Origin of the sequence: Legionella sp. 39-23 (assembly GCF_001897665.1) — a bacterium.
GTDB classification, from domain to species: Bacteria; Pseudomonadota; Gammaproteobacteria; order Legionellales; family Legionellaceae; genus Legionella; species Legionella steelei.
On sequence record NZ_MKTO01000009.1, the window covers coordinates 337492 to 363163 of the forward strand.

Sequence of the window (25672 nt, forward strand, 5' to 3'; positions counted from 1 at the left end):
GAGCATGCCAGTTATTGCACTACAAGGAATCCGTGGTGGTGTCGGTGTAACTTCGATTACTGCGGGATTAGCTTGGGCTTTACAAGAACTAAATGAATCAGTATTAGTTATTGATTTTACAGCTGATAATTTGTTGCGCTTGCATTTTAACATGCCATTTGAGCAGACAGAGGGCTGGGCGCGTTCTTATCAAGACAAACAAGATTGGAAGGAAAATATTCGCGCTTATAATGACCAGCTGAGTTATGTGCCTTTTGGAAAAATAACCCAGGCTGAACGCGAGTATTTGGAAAAAGAACATCAGGAGGCTCCAGATTTTTGGCAAAAAAATCTGGAGGATTTATTGACAAAAAATGAGTACCAGTGGATTTTACTTGATCTACCATCAGACAGTACATTAGTGACACAACAGGGATTGGATATAGCCGATATTGTATTCTTAGTATTAAATCCAGATATTAATAGTCATATTCGTTTGCACCAGCAAAAAATTCCGAAACATTGCTATTTTTTAATGAATCATTATTCTCCTGCTAAGTCATTACAAAAAGATTTGAATGAATTGTGGCATCGGTTATTGCCAAATTTTCTACCAATAATACTGCATAGTGATGAAGCAATCGCAGAATCACTCGCTATCAAAAAGCCAATCGGTGAATATCAAGCTCATAGTCTTATAGCAAAAGATATCAGTGCATTGGCCAATTGCTGCTTGAATCATGATTTTAGGAATCATAATGAGTAAAATATTGCGTTTGCTCTTATCTCATCATGCATATAAAAAAGTTGAAAAAATTTATTATCATTTTCATCAGCATAATACCTCATTTTTCACTACAATTTGTATTATTTTATTCCGAGCAGCAGGCTGGACTTTTTTTAGATTGGAGTCCCCCAGTTGGCAATGGGTACGTGAGAATCGTCCAGTTTGGTTCCCCCATATTTCAAGAAAACATCCTCGCCCGGGAGACCTATTTCGCTACTTAATTCAAGGCTTATGGCTTATTCTGTTTTATCCAGAACGAAGAAGAAGAGCAACTCATTTTTTACAGCATGGCCTTAATTACTATTATTTCTTGGTAGAAAAATTTCCAGATAAGATAGAAAGCAATAGAGTGACTAAAGAAACTGTCAAGCATTTTGCACAGGCAAGCAATATTGTACGGCGTATTTTGTTCATTATATTAGGTATTTTTTCAGCCGTATTATTGCTGATTTGTATTACCCAGCCATTTAAGCCAATTGCACAATTTATTTTCGTTATACTGCTATGGGTAATGGCGATGAGCATTCGTAAAGCTCCTGGACACGTATGCACGATTATGCTGATTGTTCTTTCTGTAATTGTTTCATGTCGTTATCTATGGTGGCGGTATACATATACCTTAGTATGGGATGACGTACCCAGCACTATATTCGGAAGCTTACTTATTTTTGCCGAAACATACATTTGGTTGGTTATGATCCTAGGCTATTTTCAAAGTATTTGGCCATTACACCGTAAGCCAGTGCCGTTGCCCGCTGATCAGTCTTTGTGGCCAAGTGTCGATATCATGATAACCACTTACGATGAAGATTTGAGTATATTAAAGCCAGGTATCTATTCGGCTTTGGGTTTGGATTGGCCAAAAGAAAAGCTGAATATATACATTTTGGATGATGGCGATCGCCCAGCATGTAAAGCATTTGCTGAGGAGGTGGGTGTACACTATTTAGCACGTCCTACCCATGAACATGCAAAAGCAGGCAATATTAACTATGCCTTAAAACACTCAAGTAGTGACTTGGTGGCAATTTTTGACTGCGATTTTGTCATTAGTCACACTTTTTTACAGCTAACGGTGGGCTGGTTTTTAAAAGATGCTAATCTCGCTATTTTACAAACACCACATCATTTTTTCTCACCCGATCCTTTTGAACGCAATTTAAAATCGTTTCGAAAAACTCCCAATGAAAGTTCCTTATTTTATGGTGTAGTTCAAGATGGAAATGATACATGGAACGCAACTTATTTTTGTGGTTCATGTGGCATTATGCGTCGTACAGCTTTAGAGAGAATCGGTGGTTTGGCGGTAGAAAGTGTTACGGAAGATGCCCATACTTCATTGCGACTACAACGCCTTGGCTATAATTCTGCTTATATTCGCATACCATTAGCCGCAGGCTTAGCAACAGAAAGTCTTGCAGGCCATGTAGGCCAGCGTATTCGTTGGGCACGTGGCATGGTCCAGATTTTACGGATAGATAATCCTTTATTAGGTAAAGGATTAGCCTTTGGACAACGCCTTTGTTATTTTAATGCGATGTTGCATTTCCTTTCTGGAATTCCCCGTTTAATTTTTTTCATTACCCCTGCGGCATTTTTGGTCTTGAATGCATACGTAGTCTATGCTTCTGGGGTGATGATCATGCTTTATGCCATACCTCATATTGTTCATGCAGTATTAACGAATGACCGCATTCAAGGTCGATTCCGTCATTTTTTATGGAATGAAATCTATGAAACGGTAATGGCTTGGTATATTGCAGTGCCTACAACCATAGCTTTAATTAACCCACGTAAGGGGAAATTTAATGTGACACGAAAAGGGGATATTGTTGCAGAAGAGCATGTAGATTGGATGACGGCACGCCCTTATATCGTTTTATTATGTATTAATATAGCAGGTTTAATCGCAGCGGCCTTTCGTGTGACCGTTGATCCAGCTGCAACAATTCTCGCGGTGCTCATTACCTCAATCTGGTCTTTATATAATATTGCTATTCTTGGCGGGGCGCTGGGTGTCAGTATCGAAGCCAGACAAAGACGCAGAGCACCTCGTGTCACTTTTGTGATGCCAGCAGCAATTATGCGTTCTGATGGTCATATCTATGAATGCACCATAAGAGATTATTCTGATAAAGGGGTCGGGATACAAATGGAAGCTCAGGATTTGTTCAAAGAAGGAGATGAGATAACTCTTTTATTGAAGCGTGGATACAATGAATTTGTTTTCCCAGGAGTTATTGCTTATACATTTCATCGCCATGCAGGGATTCGTTTACATGAGCTTTCTCTGAAACAAAACATCGATTTTATCCAGTGCACATTCGCTCGCGCAGATGTTTGGTCATTATGGCAGGAATCGTTTGGTCAGGATAAACCTCTAAAAAGTATGCGGGATGTATTTGTTCTGGACTTGCGTGGTTATTACGATATCATAGAATATACGCCAAAAAGAATTCGTAAGATGCTCATAGGCTTTACCAATGCAGTTATCTGGATAGGGACATTTCTTCCTCACAGGCCTAAACCAAGAGGGCATCTTTAATCACGGATTACCTGAGTTGGAATAAAATTTAAAACTAATGGATGAGATAATGATAAGAAAAATAATCTGGATTGCGTTGCTGGTTTTAGGGGGGGCTAGTGTTTCTATACCGGCTATCTCTGCCACATCAGCAAACTCCACTCAAACACAACCTATATTATCAGCTTCTGCCAATGCGCCAACGCGAACAATCCAATTATATTTTAATAATTTAAACCAGCAGCAAGGTAACTTTACTTTAGGTAATTTTACTAGTGGAAGAAATATAGAATTCACTGTACGTAAAGATGAGCTAATATCTCAGGCTGTATTACATTTGCAATTTATTCCTTCACCTGCACTTGTTCCTTTACTGTCACAGCTTAAAATTTATTTAAATGATGAGTTGGTCAATGTTATTGCAATTAGTGCAGAACAACTAGGGAAATTAAATGCTGTTGATGTACCTATAGACCCGCGTTATGTCAGTGATTTTAATCGTCTTAGACTTGAATTTATTGGCCACTATAAATCAATTTGTGAAAACCCGGCACACAGCTCGATATGGATGGATATTGATAAGCTCAGTTACCTTGAATTGACGTTTCAAACCTTACCTGTGAAAAATGATCTGGCACATTTTCCAGAACCTTTCTTTGATTCACTAGATAGAAATCAATTAACCCTTCCAATAGTGTTTGTCGACCAACCTAGTTTAATGCAACAACGAACGGCAGCAATTTTAGCGTCGTGGTTTGGGAGTAAGGCCTTATGGCATGGAGTGTCTTTTCCGGCCTTATTGAATCAACTACCAACAAGAAATGCTGTTGTATTTGTCACAAATGAGCAAAGGCCTGATTTCTTGAAAAACTATAAGACTGTCAATGCTCCCACTGTCGAAATGATAAGCCATCCCAATAACCCATATATCAAATTATTGCTTATTTCAGGGCGTGATGATCATGATTTACTTACTGCTGTTCAAGGCATCACGCAGGGGAGTGTTCTTTTTCGAGGACCAAGTGTTACTGTCAATAATGTACAGATGTTTAAACCACGCAAGCCCTACGACGCGCCAAACTGGATACGCACTGATAAACCAATAACTTTTGCAAAATTAGTAGAGTATGAAGGGCAATTGCAAACAAAAGGGTATACTCCTTATCCAGTTTCCCTACGGTTTAATTTACCTCCTGATTTGTATCTTGATCAAAGCAGAGGTATTGATTTACGTTTAAAATACCGTTACTCGATACCTCCAGAGGCGAGTATTTCACGACTGGATATTAGCTTGAATAATTCTTTTGTAAAAAGTTATAAACTGGAGCCGCACCAGGAACATCTTTTTGCTGAAAATATGGCAGAAACAAGTACGAAACTCTATATTCCAGCAAAATTAGGAGCACGCAATCAATTCACGTTCGATTTTTCATATGGAACTCAAATTGCTGGAGGAATGCAAAATGATCAATGTATTACCTATCAAGTCATTAACAATGTAGCGGCTATTGATCCTACTTCAACGCTGAATTTGTCCAATTATTATCATTTTATTACAATGCCCAATTTAAATGCATTCATGAGTTCTGGTTATCCTTTCAGCATATTGGCCGACCTCTCACAAACAATAGTGTATATAGCTCCTCAATCACAGCCTGAAGCCATAAGTACTTTATTAAATGTTATGGGTAATATTGGTGCCGCAACGGGTTATCCTGTATTGTCAATGACCTTGACTGATGATTGGTCGCAAGTTGAAAATAAAGATGTGGATCTTTTAATCATCGGGGCGTTACCTAAAGCGCTTCATGATAATGAGGATCTCAATTTGTTGATTAGTAAAACACAAGATTGGGTTAAAAAACCTATAAATCAAAATCAGATACCTGATATACATCCTCTAACTTCTTTCGGACCAGCTGAAAGTAAAGCCACTATTAGTGCTACAGGCTCTTTGGCCGCAATTTTAGGCATTCAATCACCTTATTACAGCAAACGTAGTATTATTATTCTATTGGCAGAAAATCAGCAGAATTTTGAATTACTCAACAAGGCATTAACTAACAATAAAAATATTGATAAAGTCTTTGGTTCTCTCTCTGTGATTCGTAATTCTGGAATTGACAGCTTCAGAGTAGGTGAGACCTACCAGCTGGGTTATCTACCATGGTGGGAGCGGTTTTGGTTCGCATTGCAAAAACATCCCATTAATTTAGCACTTTTATCTCTTTTGGCTGCAATAATAGTCACATTCTTGATTTGGAATGGCTTATCAATAATTAATAATCGTCGTTTAAAAGGAACTCAACGGGATAAGACGTGATTTTTAAATCAAAGAATAAAAAATCTTTGTTGATATTATTCCTGGTTGTGTTGGGTATTCCTAACACTTTTGCAAGTACACAATGGCCAATTTGGGAGAAATTTAAGCAGTATTATATCAGTGATGATGGACGAGTTATTGATCCACAGCTTTCAGAAAGAAAAACAACTTCAGAAGGTCAAAGTTATGGATTATTCTTTGCTTTGGTTGCCCATGATCAACCTATGTTTGACAAATTATTACGTTGGACTGAAAGCAATCTTGCTGGAGGTGATTTGACAAAACATTTACCTGCATGGGAATGGGGGCAAAATGCTCAAAAAAAATGGGTTGTGTTAGACAGCAACTCTGCTGCCGATTCCGATTTATGGATTGCTTATGATTTACTTGAAGCAGGGCGATTGTGGAACAATAAGCATTATGATTTTCTTGGTAAAAAGCTTCTCCAACGTATCCTCAAAGAGGAGGTGACACAAGTTCCAGGTTTGGGACTCATGTTGTTGCCAGGAAAGTTCGGATTTAATTTTAAAAACAGTTGGCGTTTTAATCCCAGTTATTTACCACCTCAATTACTGATTCGTTTTGCGACACTTAATAATAAGTGGGGTATTCTTGAACGTAATAGTAGACGCTTGCTATTAGAAACGTCTCCAAAAGGATTTGCTCCAGATTGGGTTATTTGGAAAAAGAATGTTGGTTGGCAACCGGATCTGAAGAATCCTAATTTGGGGAGTTATAATGCTATTCGTGTGTATCTTTGGGTAGGGATGTTAGCCCAGAATGCATCTGGCGCAGCAGAATTGACACAGCACTTTTCGCCTATTATTACTCTGACGCAACAATTGGGGAGTCCTCCAGAGAAAATTGATATTATCAGCGGTAAAACACAAGGTACTGGTTCTATTGGTTTTGCTGCTGCTCTATTACCATTATTAGCAAATAACCCTTCAGAACTTGCCAAACAAAGACAGCGTATTGATGCAGTGGAATTGAGTGCTGATAGTTATTACAACGCGGTACTAAGACTTTTTGGACAAGGATGGGATCAAAACCGATATCGTTTTAATGCTCAAGGCGAACTTGTATTACCTTAGTCAGAGTACTTTTGTAGTTTTGGATAAGTGCAGCGCAATCCGGGTTTATTTATAACGCCTAAGAACAAACTATTTTAATACCCTCACCCTAGTAACTTATTCTTCCCTATATTCGTTCAATACTTTAAGGAACTGGCTTCCGTAATGAGACAACTTATGTTGACCAACTCCAGGTACTGCAAGTAACTGTTCCAAGTTTTTGGGCTTGGCTTCAGTCATTGCATGTAAGGTTGCATCGCTGAAGATCATAAAAGGTGGTTTGTTTTCTTCATCGGCCAATTTGCGTCTTAGCGCACGAAGCAATTCGAATAAGGGACTGTCTTTCTCTTGAATTAAATGTCGTGTTTTACCTTTCTTTTTACTGCTTTGAAGATCATTATTCGGAATGGTCAATGATATTTTTTCTTCACCTTTAAGCAAAGGAATCGCTTTAGGTGTTAACTTAAGAACATTAAACTGGTTAATATCCTGCACACAATACTCTTTATGAATGAGTTGCCAGGCCAGTTGTTTCCAGTAATGGGCAGATTTGTCTTTACCAATGCCAAAGGTGCTGAGTTGCTCATGACCGTATTGTTTTATTCTATCTGAAGAGCTGCCACGTAAGACATCTATAGTATGGGTTAAACCATAATTTTGTCGTAAGCGATAAATACAAGACAAGAATTTTTGTGCATCTTCTGTCGCATCGGCAGTTATGGGTGGATTATCGCATACATCACAATATTGGCATTCTGTATCACAAACTTCATCAAAGTAGCGCAATAAAATTTGGCGACGGCAATGTGATGCTTCAGCAAAAGCCAGCATATGATTGAGTTTATTGGTTTCAACTCGTCTTTGTTCATCGAGTGGCGTGTTAATAATCCAGGAGCGTAAGCGAGCACTATCTGCTGCATCATAAAGTAACAGAGCTTGTGCGGCTAATCCATCACGCCCTGCACGTCCGGTTTCTTGATAGTATCCTTCAATATTTTTAGGTAAATCGTGATGTACGACAAAACGTACATTAGATTTATCAATCCCCATTCCAAAAGCGATGGTAGCAACAACAATGTCGATACGATCATGCCTGAATGCAGTTTGTACTTCTCGACGTTCTTTATGGGGAAGTCCGGCATGATAAGCACGTGCTTTGAAGCCTATGTCTTGTAATTTTTTAGCAAGATTTTCTACACCAGTACGGGTTCCACAATAAATAATTCCGGATTGTTGTTCCACTGTTTGTAAAAATTGATTTAATTGTTTCACTGCGTTCGTTTTGTATACCACTTTATAATGGATATTTGGTCTATTAAATGAAGCAATGTATTTTTTAGGCGTGTAATTTAATTGTTTAATAATATCCTGACGTGTTTGTTTATCAGCTGTTGCAGTTAAAGCAATAATTGGGATATTGGGAAAATGGTTTTTTAAGATCCCTAAAGCAGCATATTCAGGACGAAAATCATGCCCCCATTGAGAGATACAATGAGCTTCATCAATTGCAAAAAGTGCGAGGGGACATTCTTGTAATCGTTCTAAAAACGAGGTACTAATTAAGCGTTCAGGAGCAATATACAACAAATCCAATTCATCATTGTGTAATTGCATTAATACGTTTTTTGCCTCTTCGCTAGTTAAAGAGGAGTTATAATAAGCGGCGCGAATTCCTTGTAATCTTAAGGCAGCTACCTGGTCTTCCATTAATGCAATTAATGGAGAAACAACAATGCCTACTCCTGGCCTGACGATGGCGGGTATCTGATAGCATAGAGATTTTCCACCGCCAGTGGGCATTAAGACAAGAACATCATGTCCCGCAATAACATCATTAATGATGTCTTCCTGAGGTGTTCTAAACGAGTCAAAACCAAAATACTCTTTGAGTACAGCAAGTGAGTTTTTATTGCGAGTTATGGGCGCTGTAAGAGTTTCCATGTAATTATTCTTATTCTTTTTCATGAACGATGAAAGTCTGCGATCATATCATCATGGTTTGGAAATAAAAGCATTATCTTTTATATAAAAACGCAGTAATTCTTCTGCCCATTCCTTGGCATAATGAACGCCAATCCTCGGTTTTTCCACAATAGAGAATGCACATTGATTTTCTTCTTCGGCAATGTATAAGATATCGCTAGTGAGATCATGCTGATTCAGCTCTTTATCTATATGCATTGCTTTTGAAAGCAACCCAGGCCCTTGAGTTCTTCCTTGAATGTTTTTGACAGGCTCAATAGCGCGTAGCAAAATTGCAGAACCGGTGCCTTCTGTTTCTGTAACAATATTGGTACAGTAATGCATTCCATAGATTAAATAGATATAGGCGTAACCAGCAGGTCCAAACATTACTTTGGTTCTTTGGGTAAGTCCTTTAGAGGAATGTGATGCAAGATCATGTGGTCCTAAGTACGCTTCGACTTCGACGATTCGTCCTATGTATTCCAGGCCGTGTTGATTGTGAATAAGATATTTGCCGAGAAGATCCTTGGCAACAGTAATCGTATCGCGTTCATAAAAAGTTCTGGGTAATTTTCGAAGCATATCTCTTTCATGGATGCTAAAAATTCGCAATAATAATACATTTAAACGAATTTTCTAAGGACAGTTTATGGATTTCGAATTTACATCAGAACATATAGCCATTCGTGAGATGGCAGCTGATTTTGCACGTACTAAGTTAGCTCCTATGGCCGACAGTTGGGATGAGGCGGGTTATTTTCCTATAGAGACTATACGTGAAGCAGCTGCATTAGGGATGGCTGGGATGATGGCACGTGAGGATATTGGCGGAGCACAATTAACACGTTTAGATTCCGCGCTATTGTTCGAGCAGCTGGCAACAGGTTGTGTCAGTACCAGTGCATATCTTTCGATTCATAATATGGTTACTTCCTTAATTGACCGATACGGTCATTCTGAGCTACGCATGAAATGGGGACCTAAATTAACTGCTATGGAGGTCTTGGGTAGCTATTGTTTAACTGAGCCTGAATCAGGTTCCGATGCCGCTTCTTTGAAAACTAAGGCTGTAAAAGATGGAGATTATTATGTTCTAAATGGCTCTAAAGCCTTTATTTCAGGAGGCTCTGTGAGCGATGTCTACCTGTGTATGGTACGGACAGGCGATTTGTCACATCATGGAATTAGTTGCTTATTAATTGAAAAGAATACGCCAGGTTTAAATTTTGGCAAATTAGAGAAAAAAATGGGTTGGCACAGCCAGCCTACCAGCATGGTTTATTTTGAAAATTGTCGCGTACCTGTTGCCAATCGTGTGGGCGATGAAGGCATGGGATTTAAAATTGCACTGAATGCTTTAAATGGTGGACGGATTAACATTGCTTCGTGTTCATTAGGAGGCGCGCTTGCTTGCTTGCGGTTGACCCAGAGCTATATGCATGAGCGGAAACAGTTTGGTAAACCACTCACCGAGATGCAAGCATTACGTTTTTATTTTGCTGATATGTTAACGGATTATGAGGCAGCACGCTTAATGGTTTATCGAGCAGCAAGTGCTATGGATAAAAATGATCCTAATGTCCCAATATATTGTGCGATGGCAAAGCGCTTGGCTACGGATGTTGCTTTCCGCATTTGTGATAAGGCGATGCAAATCCATGGTGGTTATGGATATTTACGTGATTATCAGATTGAGCGAATTTTTAGAGACTTGAGAGTGCATCAAATTCTTGAGGGTACTAATGAAATCATGAGAGAAATTGTTGCTAAAGCAACTTTGGATGAAGAGCACTTTTTGTGCTAGTTAATGTATTTGCTTGAGTGCATTGTAGCCTGGGTGCCGCGAAGCGAAACCCCAGGATAGCAGTCCATTCAAGTCCAGAAAACCCGGGTTCTGCTTCGCTGCACCTAGGCTACAGTACTACGATACGTACTTTAATAGGAAAAGGAGTCAATGAATGAATTTAATTGAGCAAGATTTGGATAGCCAAGGGATTTTGACTTTAACTTTAAATAGACCTGAAAAGTTAAATGCTTTAAGCTCAGAAGTATTAGATGCTTTGGAGGAGTCGTTCCATTATGCAAAAGTAACACCTAAAGTTAAGGCACTAATGATTACTGGGAGTGGCAAAGCCTTTTGCGCTGGTGCGGATATTAATCGATTGGCTGAATGTAGTGCGCAAACAGGATATGAGTTTGCTTGCCGTGGACAGGAAGTATTCCGACTTCTGGAAACTTTGGGTAAGCCATCATTAGCAGCCGTGAACGGCTTTGCTTTTGGCGGTGGTTGCGAATTGGCTATTTCTGCAACATTACGAATTGCTTCAGCTAAAGCTCAATTTGGTCAGCCTGAAGTAAAACTGGGCGTTATTCCTGGTTATGGTGGCACACAACGACTCGCTCGCTTAATTGGCAAGGGACGTGCTCTAGACTTGTGTTTGACCGGACGATTTATTAATGCAGAAACTGCATTACATTGGGGACTCGTTAGTGAGGTTGTTGAACCAGAAATGATGTTGGAGCAGGGAAAAAAGTTATTGCAAGGAATTTTAAGTATGGCACCACTTGCTGTAGCCGGTGTTATGGAAGTCATAGATCATGGTTATGATTTGTCTTTGACTGATGCGTTGCATCTTGAGGCCATCCACTTTGCTAAAGTATGCGCTTCTGAAGACAAGCAAGAGGGAGTTAGAGCGTTTTTAGATAAACGAGCTGCGCAGTTCAAAGGAAAATAATTATGACTGATGAGGTACTTTTTAATCAAGAAGGTTCATTGGGGGTCATCACATTAAATAGGCCCAAGGCATTAAATGCACTGACTTTGAATATGATTCTTACTTTGCAAAGACAATTAAGTCTTTGGAAAGAAGATGACTCGATTCATGCAGTGATCGTGCAAGCTGTTCCCGGGAATGCATTTTGTGCGGGTGGCGATATACGTTCGCTTTATTTATCAGGTCAGGTCAATGACGCAGAGCAAATGCAGTTTTTTTGGCACGAATATCGTTTAAATCACTTTATTCATCATTTTGGCAAACCCTATATTTCTTTGATTGATGGTATGGTTATGGGAGGAGGGGTGGGCATTTCTATGCACGGTAGCCACCCAATAGCTAGCGAACGTTTTGTATTTGCTATGCCCGAGACAGGTATCGGTTTCTTTCCTGATATCGGTGCCAGTTACTTATTAGCACGATGTCCAGGACATTTAGGCATATATTTGGGTTTAACTGGTAATCGTTTAGGTCCTCAGGATGCAGTAAAAGCCGGACTGGTTAAAAAAATAGTGTCATCAGAGCAAATGTCTGCTTTATATGATGCGTTAATGAACCAAGATTTATCAACAGATGCGTTTGAGCAAGTCAATCAATGTTTGCAGCGCTTTTCTTTTGTATCCCCTACTGAAGACATTAGCCAGATTAAACCTTTGATTAATGTTTGTTTTGCGCATCCAACAATTGAACTGATTCGAGGGTCGTTACAAAGTGCTAATACAGTATGGGCTGAGGCGGTTGATAATACTTTGGCGCAAAAGTCTCCTTTGAGTCTTAAAGTGACTTTGGCTCAATTACAAAAAGCGAAGGGATTATCTTTAGCACAATGTTTGCAAATGGATTATGACATGGTCAGTCATTTCATGCATGATCATGATTTTTATGAGGGAGTCAGAGCTTTGTTGATTGATAAAGATAAAAATCCTCAATGGCATCCAGCACGTATGGATTTGGTTTCAGAACAAATAGTTCAGAAGTACTTTGAACGCACTCATCCCGGTCTTGAATGGATATAAAGGCGCTTCGTGTTTCTTAAATTTTGGACTGGTGTTTGTCAAGCAACTTGACTACACCATCCCTCAATTATATTAGCATCCACTAAATGACATACCAGGTCTACCTGAATTTTCTCGATCTTCATGATTAGGTTGATTGATATGAGTTTTAATTTGTTCTGGTGCAGGGGGTTGTTTGTCAGTCCCAAAGAGTGTATCACCAGCATAATTTCCAGCACGATAAATACTAGAGCCTATTGCTGTTGCACCCAGTGTATAAAGAGTTGTTTCAGCAACAGCTCTGGCAGGTTTAGCAAAAAATCCAACAATATTGCGTGACATCATATTTCATCCTTAATAATTTAAATACTGTAACGTATGACTCAAAATTGCACATCACAGTACTATCATACACTATTTTTGTACATAACAAACCATTTTAGAAAATAAAATGGTTTGTTATGTGGATTTTTTACTTCATTAACTCACGTTAATTACTTGCCACCTGTTGGACCATTAGACGTTGGTGTTTGTGTATGCTCATTGGTCTCATCAATCTCTTCAATTCGAGGTGTTTGAGGCTGTGCAAACATACCATGTCTGGATTTACCTACAGAGGGTCGGTAATCTTCTGAAACTACACGTGTCAGTGGTTCTGGTCCCACCACTTCACCAACACCAGCAACCAGAGCAAAGATAACACCAGTTAAGCCCATTCGCAGAGGCGCTTGCTTCAGAAACATTTCTCCAAAAGCTTTTGCTGAAGCTTGGGGACTACTCATAAAGGCATAAAATAACTCTTGTGTTAATTTAAGCGAGCTGGCACTTTTCAGATTTCCTTCTGGTGTAATAGTAGATTTCACCAGAGTATAATCCTTAAACGCAGTGAATGGGTACGAGACAACCGCAGCAGCCATACCGCTGAGCATACCCGCTGTGAAATGCGCTGCGTTATGATTTTGAATTGGCAAACCTTTTGCTATTCTCTCTTCAAGAACACACAATGCACCAAAATTAACCATTCCTGATGCATATCTAGGGCCAAAGCCGCCTAGCATCAACTCTTTGGCATTAACAGCTGTTTTCCATGTAAACCCTTTGGGAAGGAAGTTGGGTATTTTTTTCAACGTGGATAATGATTCCGGTATTTGTGTTACCAGAACATCACCTAATGCCATGGCCATAACATACCCATAGCTAGCAGCATATTTTCTACCATCCTCTCGAGCCTCATCTTTTACGATCCCTTCTTCTACAGGTCTGCTGCCACCTTTAGCACCGGTAACATAACCTGTTCTTATTACTGAGCCAGAAATAGACGCTGAAGTTCCTGCATACATTGCTCTAGCAAAGCCCAACATGCCACCTTGATATACGGGGATCGCGCAACCGTTCTTGGTTAAATTAACCAACATCGTTTTGATAGGACTTTGTACGCTGACGATGCTCAAACTAGTTAGCATTGCGACAACTGCAAAATTGGCGCCATTCCACGCTTGTTGATGCATTTGCTCCGTTGATGGCATCCACGCTGGATAACTAGGTTTTTTCGGCGGTGTTGGTGGTACTGAACCATCAGGTGTAGCTCCAGATGGTGTATGACCTTGAGCTAATCTTTGTTGTACTGCATCCATTGGTGTTGAGAACCATAGCGCACTGCTAAAGTCTGGAAACCAAGGTGTACTTGCTGGTTTGCTGCCAGTTTTTGTGGCCTGTGCTTTTTGCTTCACCATTTCTATTGGTGCTGAGAGCCATGGCATAGTGCTAAAGCTTGGAAACCAAGGTGTGGTTACTGGTTGGTGTTGTGCTTTTGGTGCTTTCAGTTTTTGTTTTGCCACATCCATTGGTGTTGTAACCACTGGCATAGTGAATAAACTTGAAAACCATGGTGTAGTTCCAGAGCCATCACTAGTTTTTGCAGCTTGCATTCTTTGCTTTACTATAGTCATTGGTCCTGGGAGCGATGGCATACTGCTAAAGTCTGGAAGCCAACTTGGTCTTACAGGTGTGTCACCAGTTTTTGCAGCTTGCAGTCTTTGCTTCATCATTTCCATTGGTGGTGAAAAAACCGGCATGGTGGATAAATCTGGAAACCATGACGGAGCTACAGTGTGTTGACCACTTTTTAGTTTTGGCGCTTCTGTTTTATTCTGCATAGCTATTTCTTATATTGATTGTTGAATTTAATCCCTATTATACGGCTCAAAAATTAACTCAACCTTAAGAAGTAGAACAAATTTGAATCTTAGGGTTTATTTTGTGGTCATGTTGGCGATTGGGTTGAAAGAACCCTTCGGTAGTTCATTTATTTAAAAAGTAAAAATGCTTTATTTATAACGAGTTATAATGAAATTTATCTGAGAGGAAGCGAACTAAAATCTGGAGGTTGGGAGGTATTTATTTTAGTTCAATTATAAAAAAATGTTTTATTATGTAACATTACTTCAGCCAATCATTAAGAATATCAATGATTTTCTGTGCTTGTTCTGCACTAGAAATGTTAAATTTGGATTTTTGCCAGTATTGATTATTACGTTTTTGATAACGTCGGATTGAAAATTTAACTGGACCATAATCATTTTGAGCATTATCCCAATCCTGATATTTAAACATAATGGTTGTCCACGCTCCTTTGGTTAATACTTTCTTATCCAGCTCTTTAACGGTTTCGGTCCCATTCTCATTATATGCAATGGTGATTTCATCTATACTTTCGCTCATGTCGGGTCTTACCTCAATAAATATTCAAAGAAAAAAGGTACATCAATCATGATGTATCTCTACGCCAAAATTTTGAGAGTTTATCTTATTTTTTTAACTTACCATAGTATTGAACTGTGATTTGTCAAAAATAGATGCTGTAATGAAATAACTCTGTCATCCCTGCATGCGTTGGGTAATTCGTTGACAAAAATAACTCAATAAACGTAGGCTGGCTGCTAAGCCCAGCATGTAACAATGCTAATGTATGCACCCTAGATAAGTTTTTTGCTAATTGAGATTATCGTGATGGTTTTCATAATGGGCATTTTGAAGAATAAGAATCAACTCAGCAAATGCTTGGCTTAGCAGCAGCCCAGCCTACACTTACTTCACCCCGTGCGGCGAGGGAAGGGATACAATTATTGAATGGATTGCAGTTTACCATTAACAAAAGTCATAGATACGGGGGGCTGATATTCCCCAGGTTGGTAGAGCCAAATTTTAGGTTTTTCTGCCGTTGGCACAATTTCATTGATGAACGTATTGTTTACTATAGAAGGCGAACCACATGCATAATATACTTTTTGTACGGGATCTCCTGCTTGAATGTTCGCGCCTTGGCAAACCGAAACTGCATTACTATCAGAACCATTCATTTTAATAGAGCGTACCTTTTGGTTCACAATATTTATTTCAAGCTGTACACCACCATTACCTGTGGGCACGTTCCACACACCATAAAAAGCAGTACTTGTTCCCATGTTATTGTAAATAAGTTGTTGTACAGGAATTTTTTGTAGTACGGGTTGATTTGATTCTTGTTGGCTCACGGGTTGGCCGCATGCGGCAATAACCTGATCGGGCGTCATCCCGATATTAATGTATCCGTGATTTTGTGGACAATAATATGATTGCGTATCAGCGAAGAGGCTAAAAGGCAAAATGATTAGTACTAAGCCGGTACTACTGAGGAACGTCAATTTCATAATTCAATCCTGATAATCCTCTGCTTAAAATTAAGTATAGTCGCTTTTATAATAATCTCCAGGGTAGGTTGGCCCTGATAAATAGGGTGATTATTTTTAATAAGACTATGATGATAAAAGGAGAAAAATCAAAGCCAGAAATGTCAGGAACAATTTTTCTACCAAGTTTTAACAAAGGTTCGGTCAACAAACGTAAGAAATCAGCAATTGGGCCTTGCCAATTTGGATTGATAAAACTCATGACAACACGTATGAGTATGGCAAAAAACAAAATATCACAAGGCTGAATGATTAAGTCAGCAATTATATAAAGGAATATGTATACAATCGGGATTAATCCCTGTAGGGAAAGAAGGCTAATGCAGATGATTTTTAATAGTTCAACCAAAATTAAGGTAATGAACGCAGGGATATCATATTTTTGTCCTGGCTTATAGGGTTGTTTTGATAACAGTTGAATTGGATTGACTATAGGATTTGTGATTTTATAAATGAGTTGGTTTACAGGATGAAGTGCACTAACGCGTAAATAGCGTAACGCTATGCGCAGCCACAAACTGAGAATAACCAGTGAAAAAAGTAAAGAAACAACAAAGAGTGTCACTGCGATAATACCTGACATATTTTCCCCTATACCTCATTGATACTGCTGATGTTGCACGATTATATCGTGTTGCATTATTTTTGTCGCTCACCAAATAGTGCCTGGCCGACTCGGATTATGGTAGCGCCGGCTTTTATTGCAGGGACAATATCATGACTCATTCCCATGGATAATGTATCCATATTTAGATTAAGCTCTTGATTGAGTGAATGCATGAGTTGGTGAAGCTGATTAAATAACTCATATTGTGCTTGTATTTCTTTTTGTGGTGGAGGAATAGTCATCAAGCCCCTTAGCTTGAGATTAGGGAGTTGGCTCACTGCCCTGGCTAATTCAGCGATATGTTCAGGAGCGATTCCTGATTTAGTTTTTTCATCGACAAGATTAACTTGTAAACAGATATTGAGTGGATCTAAAGTGCTTGGACGATATTCATTGAGATAGTGGGCGATCTTAAGGCGACTAATGCTGTGAACCCATTGAAACAACGAAGCAATTCCTTTTGTTTTATTACTTTGAATTGGGCCAATAAAATGCCAACATACAGGCGTATCTTTTAATGCATTGATTTTGGGTTGTGCTTCTTGAAAATAGCTTTCTCCAAAGTGAGTGATTCCCAGCTGAAATAATTCACGAATTGCCTCGATGCTTTGTTGTTTGCTCACTGCCAGCAATAGGACACTACCTGGTTTTCTACCACATTCCAGCTCAGTTTGTGTGATTAATTGTTTTATTTGCGTTAAATTTTGATGAAGACTCATGATCATTTAAATGCATTTGGAAAACCCCAACAATAGCAAAAGAAACTATGTTTGCCGAGTGTTAGTTGATTCGTTAAGCGAGGGATTTCCAGAATAGGGTACTTATTAAAATAATTTAGAAAATTGACTTGTGGAATTATTTAATTAAGATCTAATTAGTAGATTAACAATATTACCCGATCTGTTATTGATAAATAATCAGGATGAACCAAGCAATGGATATAGCAGAACTATTAGCCTTCTCTGTAAAAAATAAATCATCAGACTTACATCTCTCTGCAGGATTGCCTCCCTTGATTCGTGTAGATGGAGATTTACGTAAAATCAATTTGCCGGCCATGGAGCACAAAGAAGTAATAAAAATTATCTATGATGTGATGAATGATAGGCAAAGGAAAGAGTTTGAGGAGAGTTTGGAAACCGATTTTTCTTTTGAAATACCAAATTTGGCTCGTTTTAGGGTGAACGTATTCAATCAATTGCGTGGCGCTGCGGCTGTTTTTCGTACTATTCCTTCTGAAATTTTAAGCATGCATGATTTGGGACTACCGTCTATTTTTGAAGAAATGTGCAGTTATCCTAAAGGATTAGTACTCGTTACTGGCCCAACAGGATCAGGAAAAAGTACGACTTTGGCAGCCATGATCGATTACATTAATGCCAGCCGTTATGATCATATTTTGACGGTTGAAGATCCCATAGAGTTTGTACATCAAAGTAAAAAATGTTTGTTGAATCAGCGTGAAGTTCATAAAGACACACTCAGTTTCAATGCCGCCTTGCGTTCTGCATTACGTGAAGATCCTGATGTGATTTTGGTGGGGGAGTTGCGTGATCTGGAAACAATCCGTTTAGCAATGACAGCTGCTGAAACAGGACATTTAGTATTTGGTACCTTGCATACTAATTCTGCAACTAAAACCATCAATAGGATTATTGATGTGTTTCCCGCTGAAGAAAAATCGATGATCCGCTCGATGTTGTCTGAGTCATTGCAAGCTGTTATCGCACAAACATTATTGAAAAAAAATGGTGGCGGTCGAGTTGCTGCTTTAGAAGTTATGATTTGTACTGGTGCCATACGAAACTTAATTCGCGAAGACAAAGTAGCTCAAATGTATTCTTCCATCCAAACAGGCCAAGGTAAAGGAATGCAAACCTTAGATCAGCATTTAACCGAGCTGGTGAAGAAAAATATTATTTCCACCCATATCGCACGCGACGTGGCTATTGATAAATCTATATTTTAGAAAGAGGACTTGTCATTCTGAGGAGCTTGGGATGACGTACGCGTAGGCTCTTAAGTCCGGCGTTTGTCGAATTAATGTGTCCTCTCATCATTGTGAACTAAAATGCTGGGCTTAACAGCCCAGCCTACGATTATTGCTACGTTCGGGATGAGGGCTTTTATGCGTTTTTCTGTACTTCAATGAGTTGAGGAATAGCTAGTTCAGCTAGTGCAAGCATACTATTTAATTCATCACGATTAAAATGTCGGTCTTCGGCAGTTCCTTGAATTTCAATGAAATGTCCTGCTTCGTTCATAACAACGTTCATATCGGTTTCAGCCAGAACATCTTCTGCATAATCCAAGTCAAGTACCGCTTGGCCTCGATAGAGTCCTACAGACACTGCAGCAATGTAATGAAACGCAGGCATTTTACGTATTTTTTCTCGTTCTACCATCCAATTGATTGCATCTCTCATGGCCACACAAGAGCCAGTAATCGCTGCTGTTCTTGTACCCCCATCCGCTTGAATGACATCGCAATCTAGAGTAATTGTATTTTCACCTAAGAATTTTAAATCAACACATGCTCTTAGAGAGCGACCAATAAGGCGTTGGATTTCCATAGTTCTGCCGCCTTGCTTTCCTTTGCTCGCTTCGCGTTCAGTGCGGCTATGTGTGGCACGAGGAAGCATTCCATATTCAGCGGTAACCCAACCTTGATTTTTCCCTTTAATAAAACGAGGAACACCGTCAATTACGGATGCATTACACAATACTTTAGTTTGCCCAAATTCAACTAAGACAGAACCCTCGGCGTGCTTTGTATAGTTTCTGGTTATTTTAATCGGACGTAGTTGATCTGCTTCACGGTTACTTGGGCGCATTAGATAATCCTCGCAAAATTGGGAATTATAACGCTTAACTCCCTGAGTTGCATCTTAAAGTGTGCGAGATGTAAATAAAGTGCATGATTATTGCTTTAGGACTAAGAGATACAAGGTCCTCTAAACATAAAAACACATAGAGAAATAAGTGGATAATCTTATAAACATATAGATATATTTTAGGGTCAAAAAATTTTTTAAACGCATGTTGATTAATGATGGTTCATCATGCTATGTTTGAAGTCGAACTTTAAAAAAATATTTCATTATGAGCTATCGTAGTCAAGAAATCAGCGTTGCACTTTGTGCGGATTTATCTGCCAGCGCGCTATTTGTCTGCGATTTAGTCTCTTCTCAAAACGCTATTTCTTCTTTAGTGATCTTTTTCTTACCCTCCTTGCCCTAGGGCGGTCTTTCATTATCCGCGCCTCTCTAGGGAGGCGGGGACCAGCGGGTAATAAATTCATTTGATTTAACTATTGGAGAATATTATGACCCAAGCTAAATTTGAGGCACATAAAGAAGAATCATCCCCTAAAGAAAAGAAAAATAATCTAAGTGTATTTCAAAGTATTCTTTCTGGAAGTGTTACGGGAGCCTTTGAAGTATTGGTCGATCATCCTTTGTGGTCGATAAAAACCCGTATGCAAAAAGGAGAGCCTTTTACTCTAAACCCACAAGTATTGTATCGAGGCATATTGCCCAATGCAGCCAGTATGGTTCCCATAACTGCGGTGCAAGTGGGTTTGAATCGCTTTTTCCAAAATTGGTTTTTTGGGAATCGATATGAGTTGACTGATAGACAAAGGTTGGTGAGTGCTTTTGCTGCTGGGGTTGGTTCTGCGGCGATAAGTTGTCCTACAGAAATGATCATGACACACCAAAAAAAAAGTTTCTTCGCAGCCGGCACTCACTTGGTGCAGCAAGGTGGTTGGCCTCGTCTTTACACAGGAATGTTGGCAACGATGTTGAGGGAAGGAATGTTTTCTACATTTTTTCTGGCGGTGACTCCGGCATTAAAAACTAAAATAAAAGAGCATTATCCAAACGACTATTTTGCATCAATGCTTGCGGGCTTAATGGCTGGAGTAGGGGCAACATTGGCTTCGCAAACGTTTGACGTGATAAAGACAGCCCAACAGGCATCAGTTGCTGCAAACCCAGTTGGTTTTTTTAAGACAGCCAAGAATCTTTATGCAGCACAAGGTGCTGCTGTCTTTTTCAAAGGCGGCTTGCCACGAGGTCTGCGTGTGATGTCTGCAGTAACACTCATGAGTTGGATGAACGAGAGAATGGGCGAATTATTGTCTCAAAGTCAGCCAACGGAGTCGGTAACACCGTCATCAGTAAGCAAATAATTTTTATACCCGAGTCAAGTTCATTAACTCGGGTATATTCTTGAGCTGTCACCATCTTGTAGTGCTTTTCTCTGTCCAATTGCTTTAAATTGGGGTATATTCGCGCAAGGTTTATTCATTGGTGTCTATAATGCTTCAAAGTATGACGGCTTTCTCACGAGTGCAAAAGCAGATTGAAGAAGGTCATTTTTGTTGGGAAATCAAATCAGTTAATCATCGATATCTTGATGTTTCGTTTCGGTTGCCCGAGTCGTTTCGCTTTATAGAACCACAATTACGTCATTTATTGCGAGATACGATACATCGTGGAAAATTAGAGTGCCAGCTGAAATACCAAGACACAAGTTCCAATAATCAGTCTATGCTTATAAATATAGGCATGGTAAATGCATTAGTGAATTTAGGTGAAAAACTTTCCATATCACATAATTTGCCAAATGATTTAGGAGTTAGTCGTGTTCTTTCTTGGCCTGGTGTTGTCCAAGCCAGTGTACCCGATGCCGATGTATTAGGGGAGAATGCGCTGTCACTATTTAAAGAAGCAATTGACCAATTAAAGCAGATGCGCACCACCGAGGGTGCTGCATTAAAAGTACATGTGGAAACACGGTTAAGTGAATTGGGTCAAGAAATTAAGCGTGCACGTTCTATAGTATCAACGCAAACAGAACAAGTTAAAGATAAACTGTTGACCCGATTGCATTCAGTGAGAATGGAGGTTCAGGATTCACGAGTGGATCAAGAAATTGCGTTAATTTTGACCCGTATTGATGTGAGTGAGGAACTAGATAGATTGAATACTCATCTTAATGAGGTGAGTCGGACGTTAAATTGCGATAAAATAGCAGGAAGGCGCCTTGATTTTTTGATGCAAGAATTAAATAGGGAGGCGAACACGCTAAGTTCAAAGTCTGACTCTGTGGAATTGACCCAGAGTGCAGTGCAAATGAAAGTTTTAATTGAGCAAATGCGTGAGCAAATTCAAAACATTGAGTGAGTATTATTGTGGGTGACTATTCGGGTAATTTATTTATTGTTGCAGCACCTTCTGGGGGAGGCAAAACAAGTTTAGTAAAAAAGTTAGTGGAGACTCTGGAAAATGTTGAAGTATCCGTTTCGCATACAACACGAGCGATGCGACCAGGGGAACGACATGAGGTAGATTACTTTTTTATTGATGAAAATGAATTTGTACGTATGATTGAAGATAGTGCTTTTTTAGAGCACGCCCGAGTCTTTAATCATTTATATGGAACATCGATGGAGCAAATTACCACACGTTTGCAGCAGGGTATCGATGTAGTTCTGGATATAGATTGGCAAGGAGCGGAGCAGATTAGACGTTCTTTTCCTGACGCGGTGAGTATTTTTATTATACCTCCGTCTTTAGATGTATTAAAACAACGATTGTTGAATCGTCGACAAGATAAAGATGATGTAGTAAGTGATAGGATGAAAAAAGCACAAGATGAATTGAGCCATTATTCTGAGTTTGATTATTTGATCGTTAATGATAACTTTGAAAAGGCTGCTATGGAATTGGGGGCAATTGTGATTGCAAACCGCTTACGTATTGAGCGGCAGACAAATAAACAATCAAAATTGCTTTCTTTCCTGTTGTCATCGCAGTAAAATACGAAGTTTTGCTACTGGAGAATGAGTTATGGCCCGAGTTACAGTTGAAGATTGTTTAAAAAATGTTGCAAATCGATTTGAACTGGTTATGGTGGCTACTAAACGTGCGCGCCAAATTGCAGTTCGAGGTGATCAACCTATGGTTGAATGGGAAAATGATAAACCTACAGTTGTGGCTTTGCGTGAAATAGCAGAAGGTTTGATTACTCCAGAAATTTTGGATAAAGAGTAATTTTTTAGATAAAAAAAATATTCATATAGCTTGGGTGAAGTGAAACGGAACCCAGGCTTGTGCCCGTCAGCGAATTGGGCGTAAGTGAGTGCCAAAATTTTTCGGGTTCCGTTTCGCTTCACCCAGGTTAAGAATCATGACGGATTGTGATTTATTCGGGACATCATAAACGGTGTGAATTAGGGGTATAGGGGTACGGTCATGTTAGATACTAGGGAGTACTGCGTGAGCTACTTTAAGGAGCTCGATGAAGAGCTGAAATGCTATCTTGAGCAGTCGCAAATAGAAAAATGTTACCAAGCCTATTTGGTCGCTGAAAAAGCGCATCAAGGCCAGATGCGTCGTTCTGGCGAGCCCTATATTACCCATCCTGTTGCTGCAGCATTAATTCTTGCACGCATGCGCTTAGATTATCAAACTATTATGGCGACTTTACTCCATGATGTCGTTGAAGACACATCAGTGAGTAAAGATGATTTAACACGTCAATTCGGTGAAGAAATTACCTCCCTTGTTGATGGTGTTACCAAGCTGACAAAAATCAAATTTGAATCAAAAGCTGAAGCCCAGGCAGAAAATTTTCGTAAGATGGTCTTGGCTATGGTCAAGGACATCCGAGTAATTATAGTTAAGTTGGCCGATCGTTTGCATAATATGAAAACTCTAGGTTCAATGCCTTATGCAAAGCGCAGACGCATTGCCATTGAAACTCTGGAGATTTATGCCCCGATTGCGAATCGTTTAGGTATGCACTCGATTTATGTAGGCCTTGAAGATTTGGGATTTCAGGCCTTATATCCTATGCGCTATAGAGCAATTAAATCAGCAGTTGAAAAATCTCGTGGCAACCGACGTGAATTGACTCAGACGATTGAACGTGATTTGCAATTGGCTTTAGCGCAATTGAATATTCCATATGAACAAGTATTCGGTAGACAAAAGCACTTATACAGCATTTATAAGAAAATGCGTCAGAAAAAAGCCTCCTTTACTGAGATTACTGATGTTTTTGCGTTTCGTGTAATCACTGAAGATATTGATTCTTGTTACCGTATCTTAGGCGCGTTACATTGCACCTATAAACCTGTTCCACAACGGTTCAAAGACTATATTGGTATTCCTAAAGCAAATGGATACCAATCCTTGCATACTACTTTGTTTGGACCATTTGGCGTTCCACTGGAAGTGCAGATTCGTACTCGCGATATGGATAAAGTTGCTGATAATGGGGTTGCTGCACATTGGATTTATAAATCATCTGGTCTTGAAGTAAATGAGGCGCAACTGCGCGCAAGAGAATGGGTGCAAAGTCTTTTGGAAATGCAGCGCAGCACGGGTAGTTCGTTGGAATTTATTGAAAACGTCAAAATCGATTTATTCCCAGATGAAGTATACGTTTTTACCCCTAAAGGGCATATTATGGAGTTGCCTAAAGGGGCAACACCCGTAGATTTTGCTTATTCAGTACACTCCGGAGTAGGTAATAGTTGTGTGGCAGCGAAAGTAAATAGAAAATTAGTTCCGCTCAGTATCCCTTTATCTAACGGACAAACAGTTGAGATTATTACCGCAGCGGGCGCGCATCCTAATCCGGCATGGTTAAATTTTGTAGTCACAGGGAAAGCTCGTTCTAACATACGTCACTTTCTAAAAAGCCAACAAAATACTGAATCAATTAGTTTAGGAAAACGCCTTCTTGAACAATCATTCAATGAACTATCTAGCGATTACGCTAAAATCCCGCCTGAATCGTTACAGGCTTTATTAAGTGACCTGCATTATAAAGCGATAGATGATTTGCTCTATGCAATAGGTATAGGCAACCAAATGGCGATGGTCATTGCCAAAAGATTGGTAGTGACTCAAGATTCTAATGAGTTGGATAAAGGAACTAAAGCGCATCCATTGGCAATTAAAGGAACAGAGGGCATGGTGGTTCATTTTGGCGAATGTTGCCAGCCTATTCCTGGTGATAATATTGTTGGAAAATTCCAACAAGGCCGAGGAATTATTGTTCATAGCAGCGATTGTGCTACTTTAAAAAATTCACGAAGCAATCCAGAACAATTCATTGCCTTGCGTTGGGATGAAAAAGTTGAGGGAGAATACTGGGTTGATATTACTGTTGATGTAGTGAATGAGCGTGGCGTTTTGGCTGCCCTGGCAACTGCTATTGCTGAGGCAGGATCCAATATCGGTAACATCAATGTAGATCCACGTGATGGTCGGCATAATGCGGTTACTTTTTCAATTAGTGTTGTTGATAGAACGCATTTGGCTCGTGTAATGCGTAGGTTGCGGGCAAATAAAGTGGTGATGCGTCTTTATAGAAAAAAACAAGGGGATAATTAATGCGACCTATAAATACAAAATTGGCTCCAGAAGCGATTGGAACCTATTCACAAGCCATTCAATGTGGTGACACAGTTTATCTTTCAGGACAAATACCACTTGATCCTGCAACGATGCAACTTTGTAGTGAAGATATTAAACTGCAAATTACTCAGGTTTTGGAAAATTTGTCAGCTGTTTGTGAAGCTGCAGGTGGCAGTTTGGCACATATAGTAAAATTGAATGTTTATCTAACTGATTTACATCATTTTCCTTTAATTAATGAAGCGATGAGTCGTTACTTTGCAGCACCTTATCCAGCAAGAGCAGCAATAGAGGTCTCTGCATTACCTCGTGGTTCTCAGGTCGAAATGGATGGTATAATGGTTGTATCTTCGAAGTAATTCATTAAAAAGGTGGTTTGCACATTGTAGCCTGGGTGGAGCGAAGCGTAAGCCGGGTTTCTAGTTATAAACTTCCCGGGTTACGCTTCGCTCCACCCAGGCTACAATACACTAAGGCTACAA

Annotated in this window: 23 protein-coding genes; 14 read left to right on the forward strand and 9 right to left on the reverse strand. The window is 39.5% G+C overall.

Annotation, left to right across the window (positions count from 1 at the left end; all coding sequences use genetic code 11):
* Window positions 1-4: 4 nt before the first annotated feature.
* From bcsQ to bcsZ, 4 genes are read left to right on the forward strand one after another with little or no spacing between them, the layout of a single operon-like run.
* Window positions 5-745 (forward strand): cellulose biosynthesis protein BcsQ, encoded by a 741-nt coding sequence (gene bcsQ / locus BGO44_RS05900; RefSeq protein WP_273198578.1) that lies wholly within the window; start codon window positions 5-7, stop codon window positions 743-745.
* Window positions 738-3311 (forward strand): UDP-forming cellulose synthase catalytic subunit, encoded by a 2574-nt coding sequence (gene bcsA, locus BGO44_RS05905; RefSeq protein ID WP_273198576.1) that lies wholly within the window; start codon window positions 738-740, stop codon window positions 3309-3311. The genes bcsQ and bcsA overlap by 8 nt, the downstream gene beginning before the upstream one ends.
* Window positions 3312-3360: 49 nt before the next feature.
* Window positions 3361-5613, forward strand: a complete 2253-nt coding sequence (gene bcsB, locus BGO44_RS05910) for a cellulose biosynthesis cyclic di-GMP-binding regulatory protein BcsB (protein ID WP_058512149.1) — start codon at window positions 3361-3363, stop codon at window positions 5611-5613.
* Window positions 5610-6707, forward strand: coding sequence for a cellulose synthase complex periplasmic endoglucanase BcsZ (gene bcsZ / locus BGO44_RS05915; protein WP_273198574.1), 1098 nt, complete (start codon window positions 5610-5612; stop codon window positions 6705-6707). Before bcsB ends, bcsZ begins: the two co-directional genes overlap by 4 nt.
* 96 nt (window positions 6708-6803) lie before the next feature.
* Here bcsZ and recQ read toward each other — a convergent pair whose 3' ends face one another.
* Both recQ and BGO44_RS05925 read right to left on the reverse strand, forming a co-directional pair.
* A complete protein-coding gene (gene recQ / locus BGO44_RS05920) occupies window positions 6804-8627 on the reverse strand; it encodes a DNA helicase RecQ (RefSeq protein ID WP_273198572.1) in 1824 nt (607 codons plus the stop codon).
* Between the two features lie 51 nt (window positions 8628-8678).
* Window positions 8679-9233 carry a DNA-3-methyladenine glycosylase gene (locus BGO44_RS05925; RefSeq protein ID WP_058512151.1) on the reverse strand — a complete coding sequence of 185 codons (555 nt, stop codon included), beginning with the start codon at window positions 9231-9233 and terminating at the stop codon, window positions 8679-8681.
* 67 nt (window positions 9234-9300) lie between these two features.
* On the opposite strand from BGO44_RS05925, the gene BGO44_RS05930 reads away from it, so the two are divergent.
* The 3 genes from BGO44_RS05930 (at window position 9301) to BGO44_RS05940 (ending at window position 12441) form a co-directional block, all read left to right on the forward strand.
* The gene (locus BGO44_RS05930; RefSeq protein WP_058512152.1) at window positions 9301-10455 is read left to right on the forward strand and encodes an acyl-CoA dehydrogenase family protein; all 1155 of its coding nucleotides are present in this window, start codon (window positions 9301-9303) and stop codon (window positions 10453-10455) included.
* Between the two features lie 154 nt (window positions 10456-10609).
* Window positions 10610-11386 (forward strand): enoyl-CoA hydratase/isomerase family protein, encoded by a 777-nt coding sequence (locus BGO44_RS05935; RefSeq protein ID WP_058512153.1) that lies wholly within the window; start codon window positions 10610-10612, stop codon window positions 11384-11386.
* A 2-nt stretch (window positions 11387-11388) separates the two neighbouring features.
* Window positions 11389-12441 (forward strand): enoyl-CoA hydratase/isomerase family protein, encoded by a 1053-nt coding sequence (locus BGO44_RS05940; protein WP_273198571.1) that lies wholly within the window; start codon window positions 11389-11391, stop codon window positions 12439-12441.
* 72 nt (window positions 12442-12513) lie between these two features.
* On the opposite strand, the gene BGO44_RS05945 is transcribed toward BGO44_RS05940, so the two are convergent.
* From BGO44_RS05945 to BGO44_RS05970, 6 genes are all read right to left on the reverse strand, one after another.
* Window positions 12514-12765: a hypothetical protein gene (locus tag BGO44_RS05945; RefSeq protein WP_058512155.1), complete on the reverse strand. Its 252-nt coding sequence runs from the start codon at window positions 12763-12765 to the stop codon at window positions 12514-12516.
* 149 nt (window positions 12766-12914) lie between these two features.
* Window positions 12915-14576 (reverse strand): hypothetical protein, encoded by a 1662-nt coding sequence (locus tag BGO44_RS05950; protein ID WP_058512156.1) that lies wholly within the window; start codon window positions 14574-14576, stop codon window positions 12915-12917.
* A 283-nt stretch (window positions 14577-14859) separates the two neighbouring features.
* Window positions 14860-15141: a hypothetical protein gene (locus tag BGO44_RS05955; RefSeq protein ID WP_058512157.1), complete on the reverse strand. Its 282-nt coding sequence runs from the start codon at window positions 15139-15141 to the stop codon at window positions 14860-14862.
* A gap of 401 nt (window positions 15142-15542) precedes the next feature.
* Entirely contained in the window at window positions 15543-16109 is a 567-nt protein-coding gene (locus BGO44_RS05960; RefSeq protein ID WP_058512158.1) for a DUF2845 domain-containing protein, read from the reverse strand.
* Between the two features lie 46 nt (window positions 16110-16155).
* On the reverse strand, window positions 16156-16731 hold the full coding sequence (locus BGO44_RS05965) for a YggT family protein (protein ID WP_058512159.1): 576 nt from the start codon (window positions 16729-16731) through the stop codon (window positions 16156-16158).
* 56 nt (window positions 16732-16787) lie between these two features.
* A complete protein-coding gene (locus BGO44_RS05970) occupies window positions 16788-17474 on the reverse strand; it encodes a YggS family pyridoxal phosphate-dependent enzyme (protein WP_273198570.1) in 687 nt (228 codons plus the stop codon).
* Between the two features lie 215 nt (window positions 17475-17689).
* Here BGO44_RS05970 and BGO44_RS05975 point away from each other — a divergent pair, with 215 nt between their 5' ends.
* Window positions 17690-18724: a type IV pilus twitching motility protein PilT gene (locus tag BGO44_RS05975; RefSeq protein ID WP_058512160.1), complete on the forward strand. Its 1035-nt coding sequence runs from the start codon at window positions 17690-17692 to the stop codon at window positions 18722-18724.
* A 157-nt stretch (window positions 18725-18881) separates the two neighbouring features.
* On the opposite strand, the gene rph is transcribed toward BGO44_RS05975, so the two are convergent.
* Window positions 18882-19589 (reverse strand): ribonuclease PH, encoded by a 708-nt coding sequence (gene rph / locus BGO44_RS05980; protein WP_058512161.1) that lies wholly within the window; start codon window positions 19587-19589, stop codon window positions 18882-18884.
* 491 nt (window positions 19590-20080) lie between these two features.
* Between rph and BGO44_RS05985 the strand changes: the two genes are divergently transcribed.
* The 6 genes from BGO44_RS05985 (at window position 20081) to BGO44_RS06010 (ending at window position 25549) form a co-directional block, all read left to right on the forward strand.
* On the forward strand, window positions 20081-20947 hold the full coding sequence (locus BGO44_RS05985) for an MC/SLC25 family protein (protein ID WP_058512162.1): 867 nt from the start codon (window positions 20081-20083) through the stop codon (window positions 20945-20947).
* 130 nt (window positions 20948-21077) lie between these two features.
* Complete coding sequence (locus tag BGO44_RS05990) at window positions 21078-21944, forward strand: YicC/YloC family endoribonuclease (protein ID WP_058512163.1); 867 nt, start codon at window positions 21078-21080, stop codon at window positions 21942-21944.
* Window positions 21945-21949: 5 nt separating this feature from the next.
* Complete coding sequence (gmk, locus tag BGO44_RS05995) at window positions 21950-22579, forward strand: guanylate kinase (protein WP_273198676.1); 630 nt, start codon at window positions 21950-21952, stop codon at window positions 22577-22579.
* 31 nt (window positions 22580-22610) lie between these two features.
* Window positions 22611-22814, forward strand: coding sequence for a DNA-directed RNA polymerase subunit omega (rpoZ, locus tag BGO44_RS06000; protein ID WP_010653170.1), 204 nt, complete (start codon window positions 22611-22613; stop codon window positions 22812-22814).
* A 225-nt stretch (window positions 22815-23039) separates the two neighbouring features.
* Window positions 23040-25166, forward strand: coding sequence for a bifunctional GTP diphosphokinase/guanosine-3',5'-bis pyrophosphate 3'-pyrophosphohydrolase (spoT, locus tag BGO44_RS06005; RefSeq protein ID WP_058512165.1), 2127 nt, complete (start codon window positions 23040-23042; stop codon window positions 25164-25166).
* Window positions 25166-25549 carry a RidA family protein gene (locus BGO44_RS06010; RefSeq protein ID WP_058512166.1) on the forward strand — a complete coding sequence of 128 codons (384 nt, stop codon included), beginning with the start codon at window positions 25166-25168 and terminating at the stop codon, window positions 25547-25549. Before spoT ends, BGO44_RS06010 begins: the two co-directional genes overlap by 1 nt.
* Window positions 25550-25672: the final 123 nt, after the last annotated feature.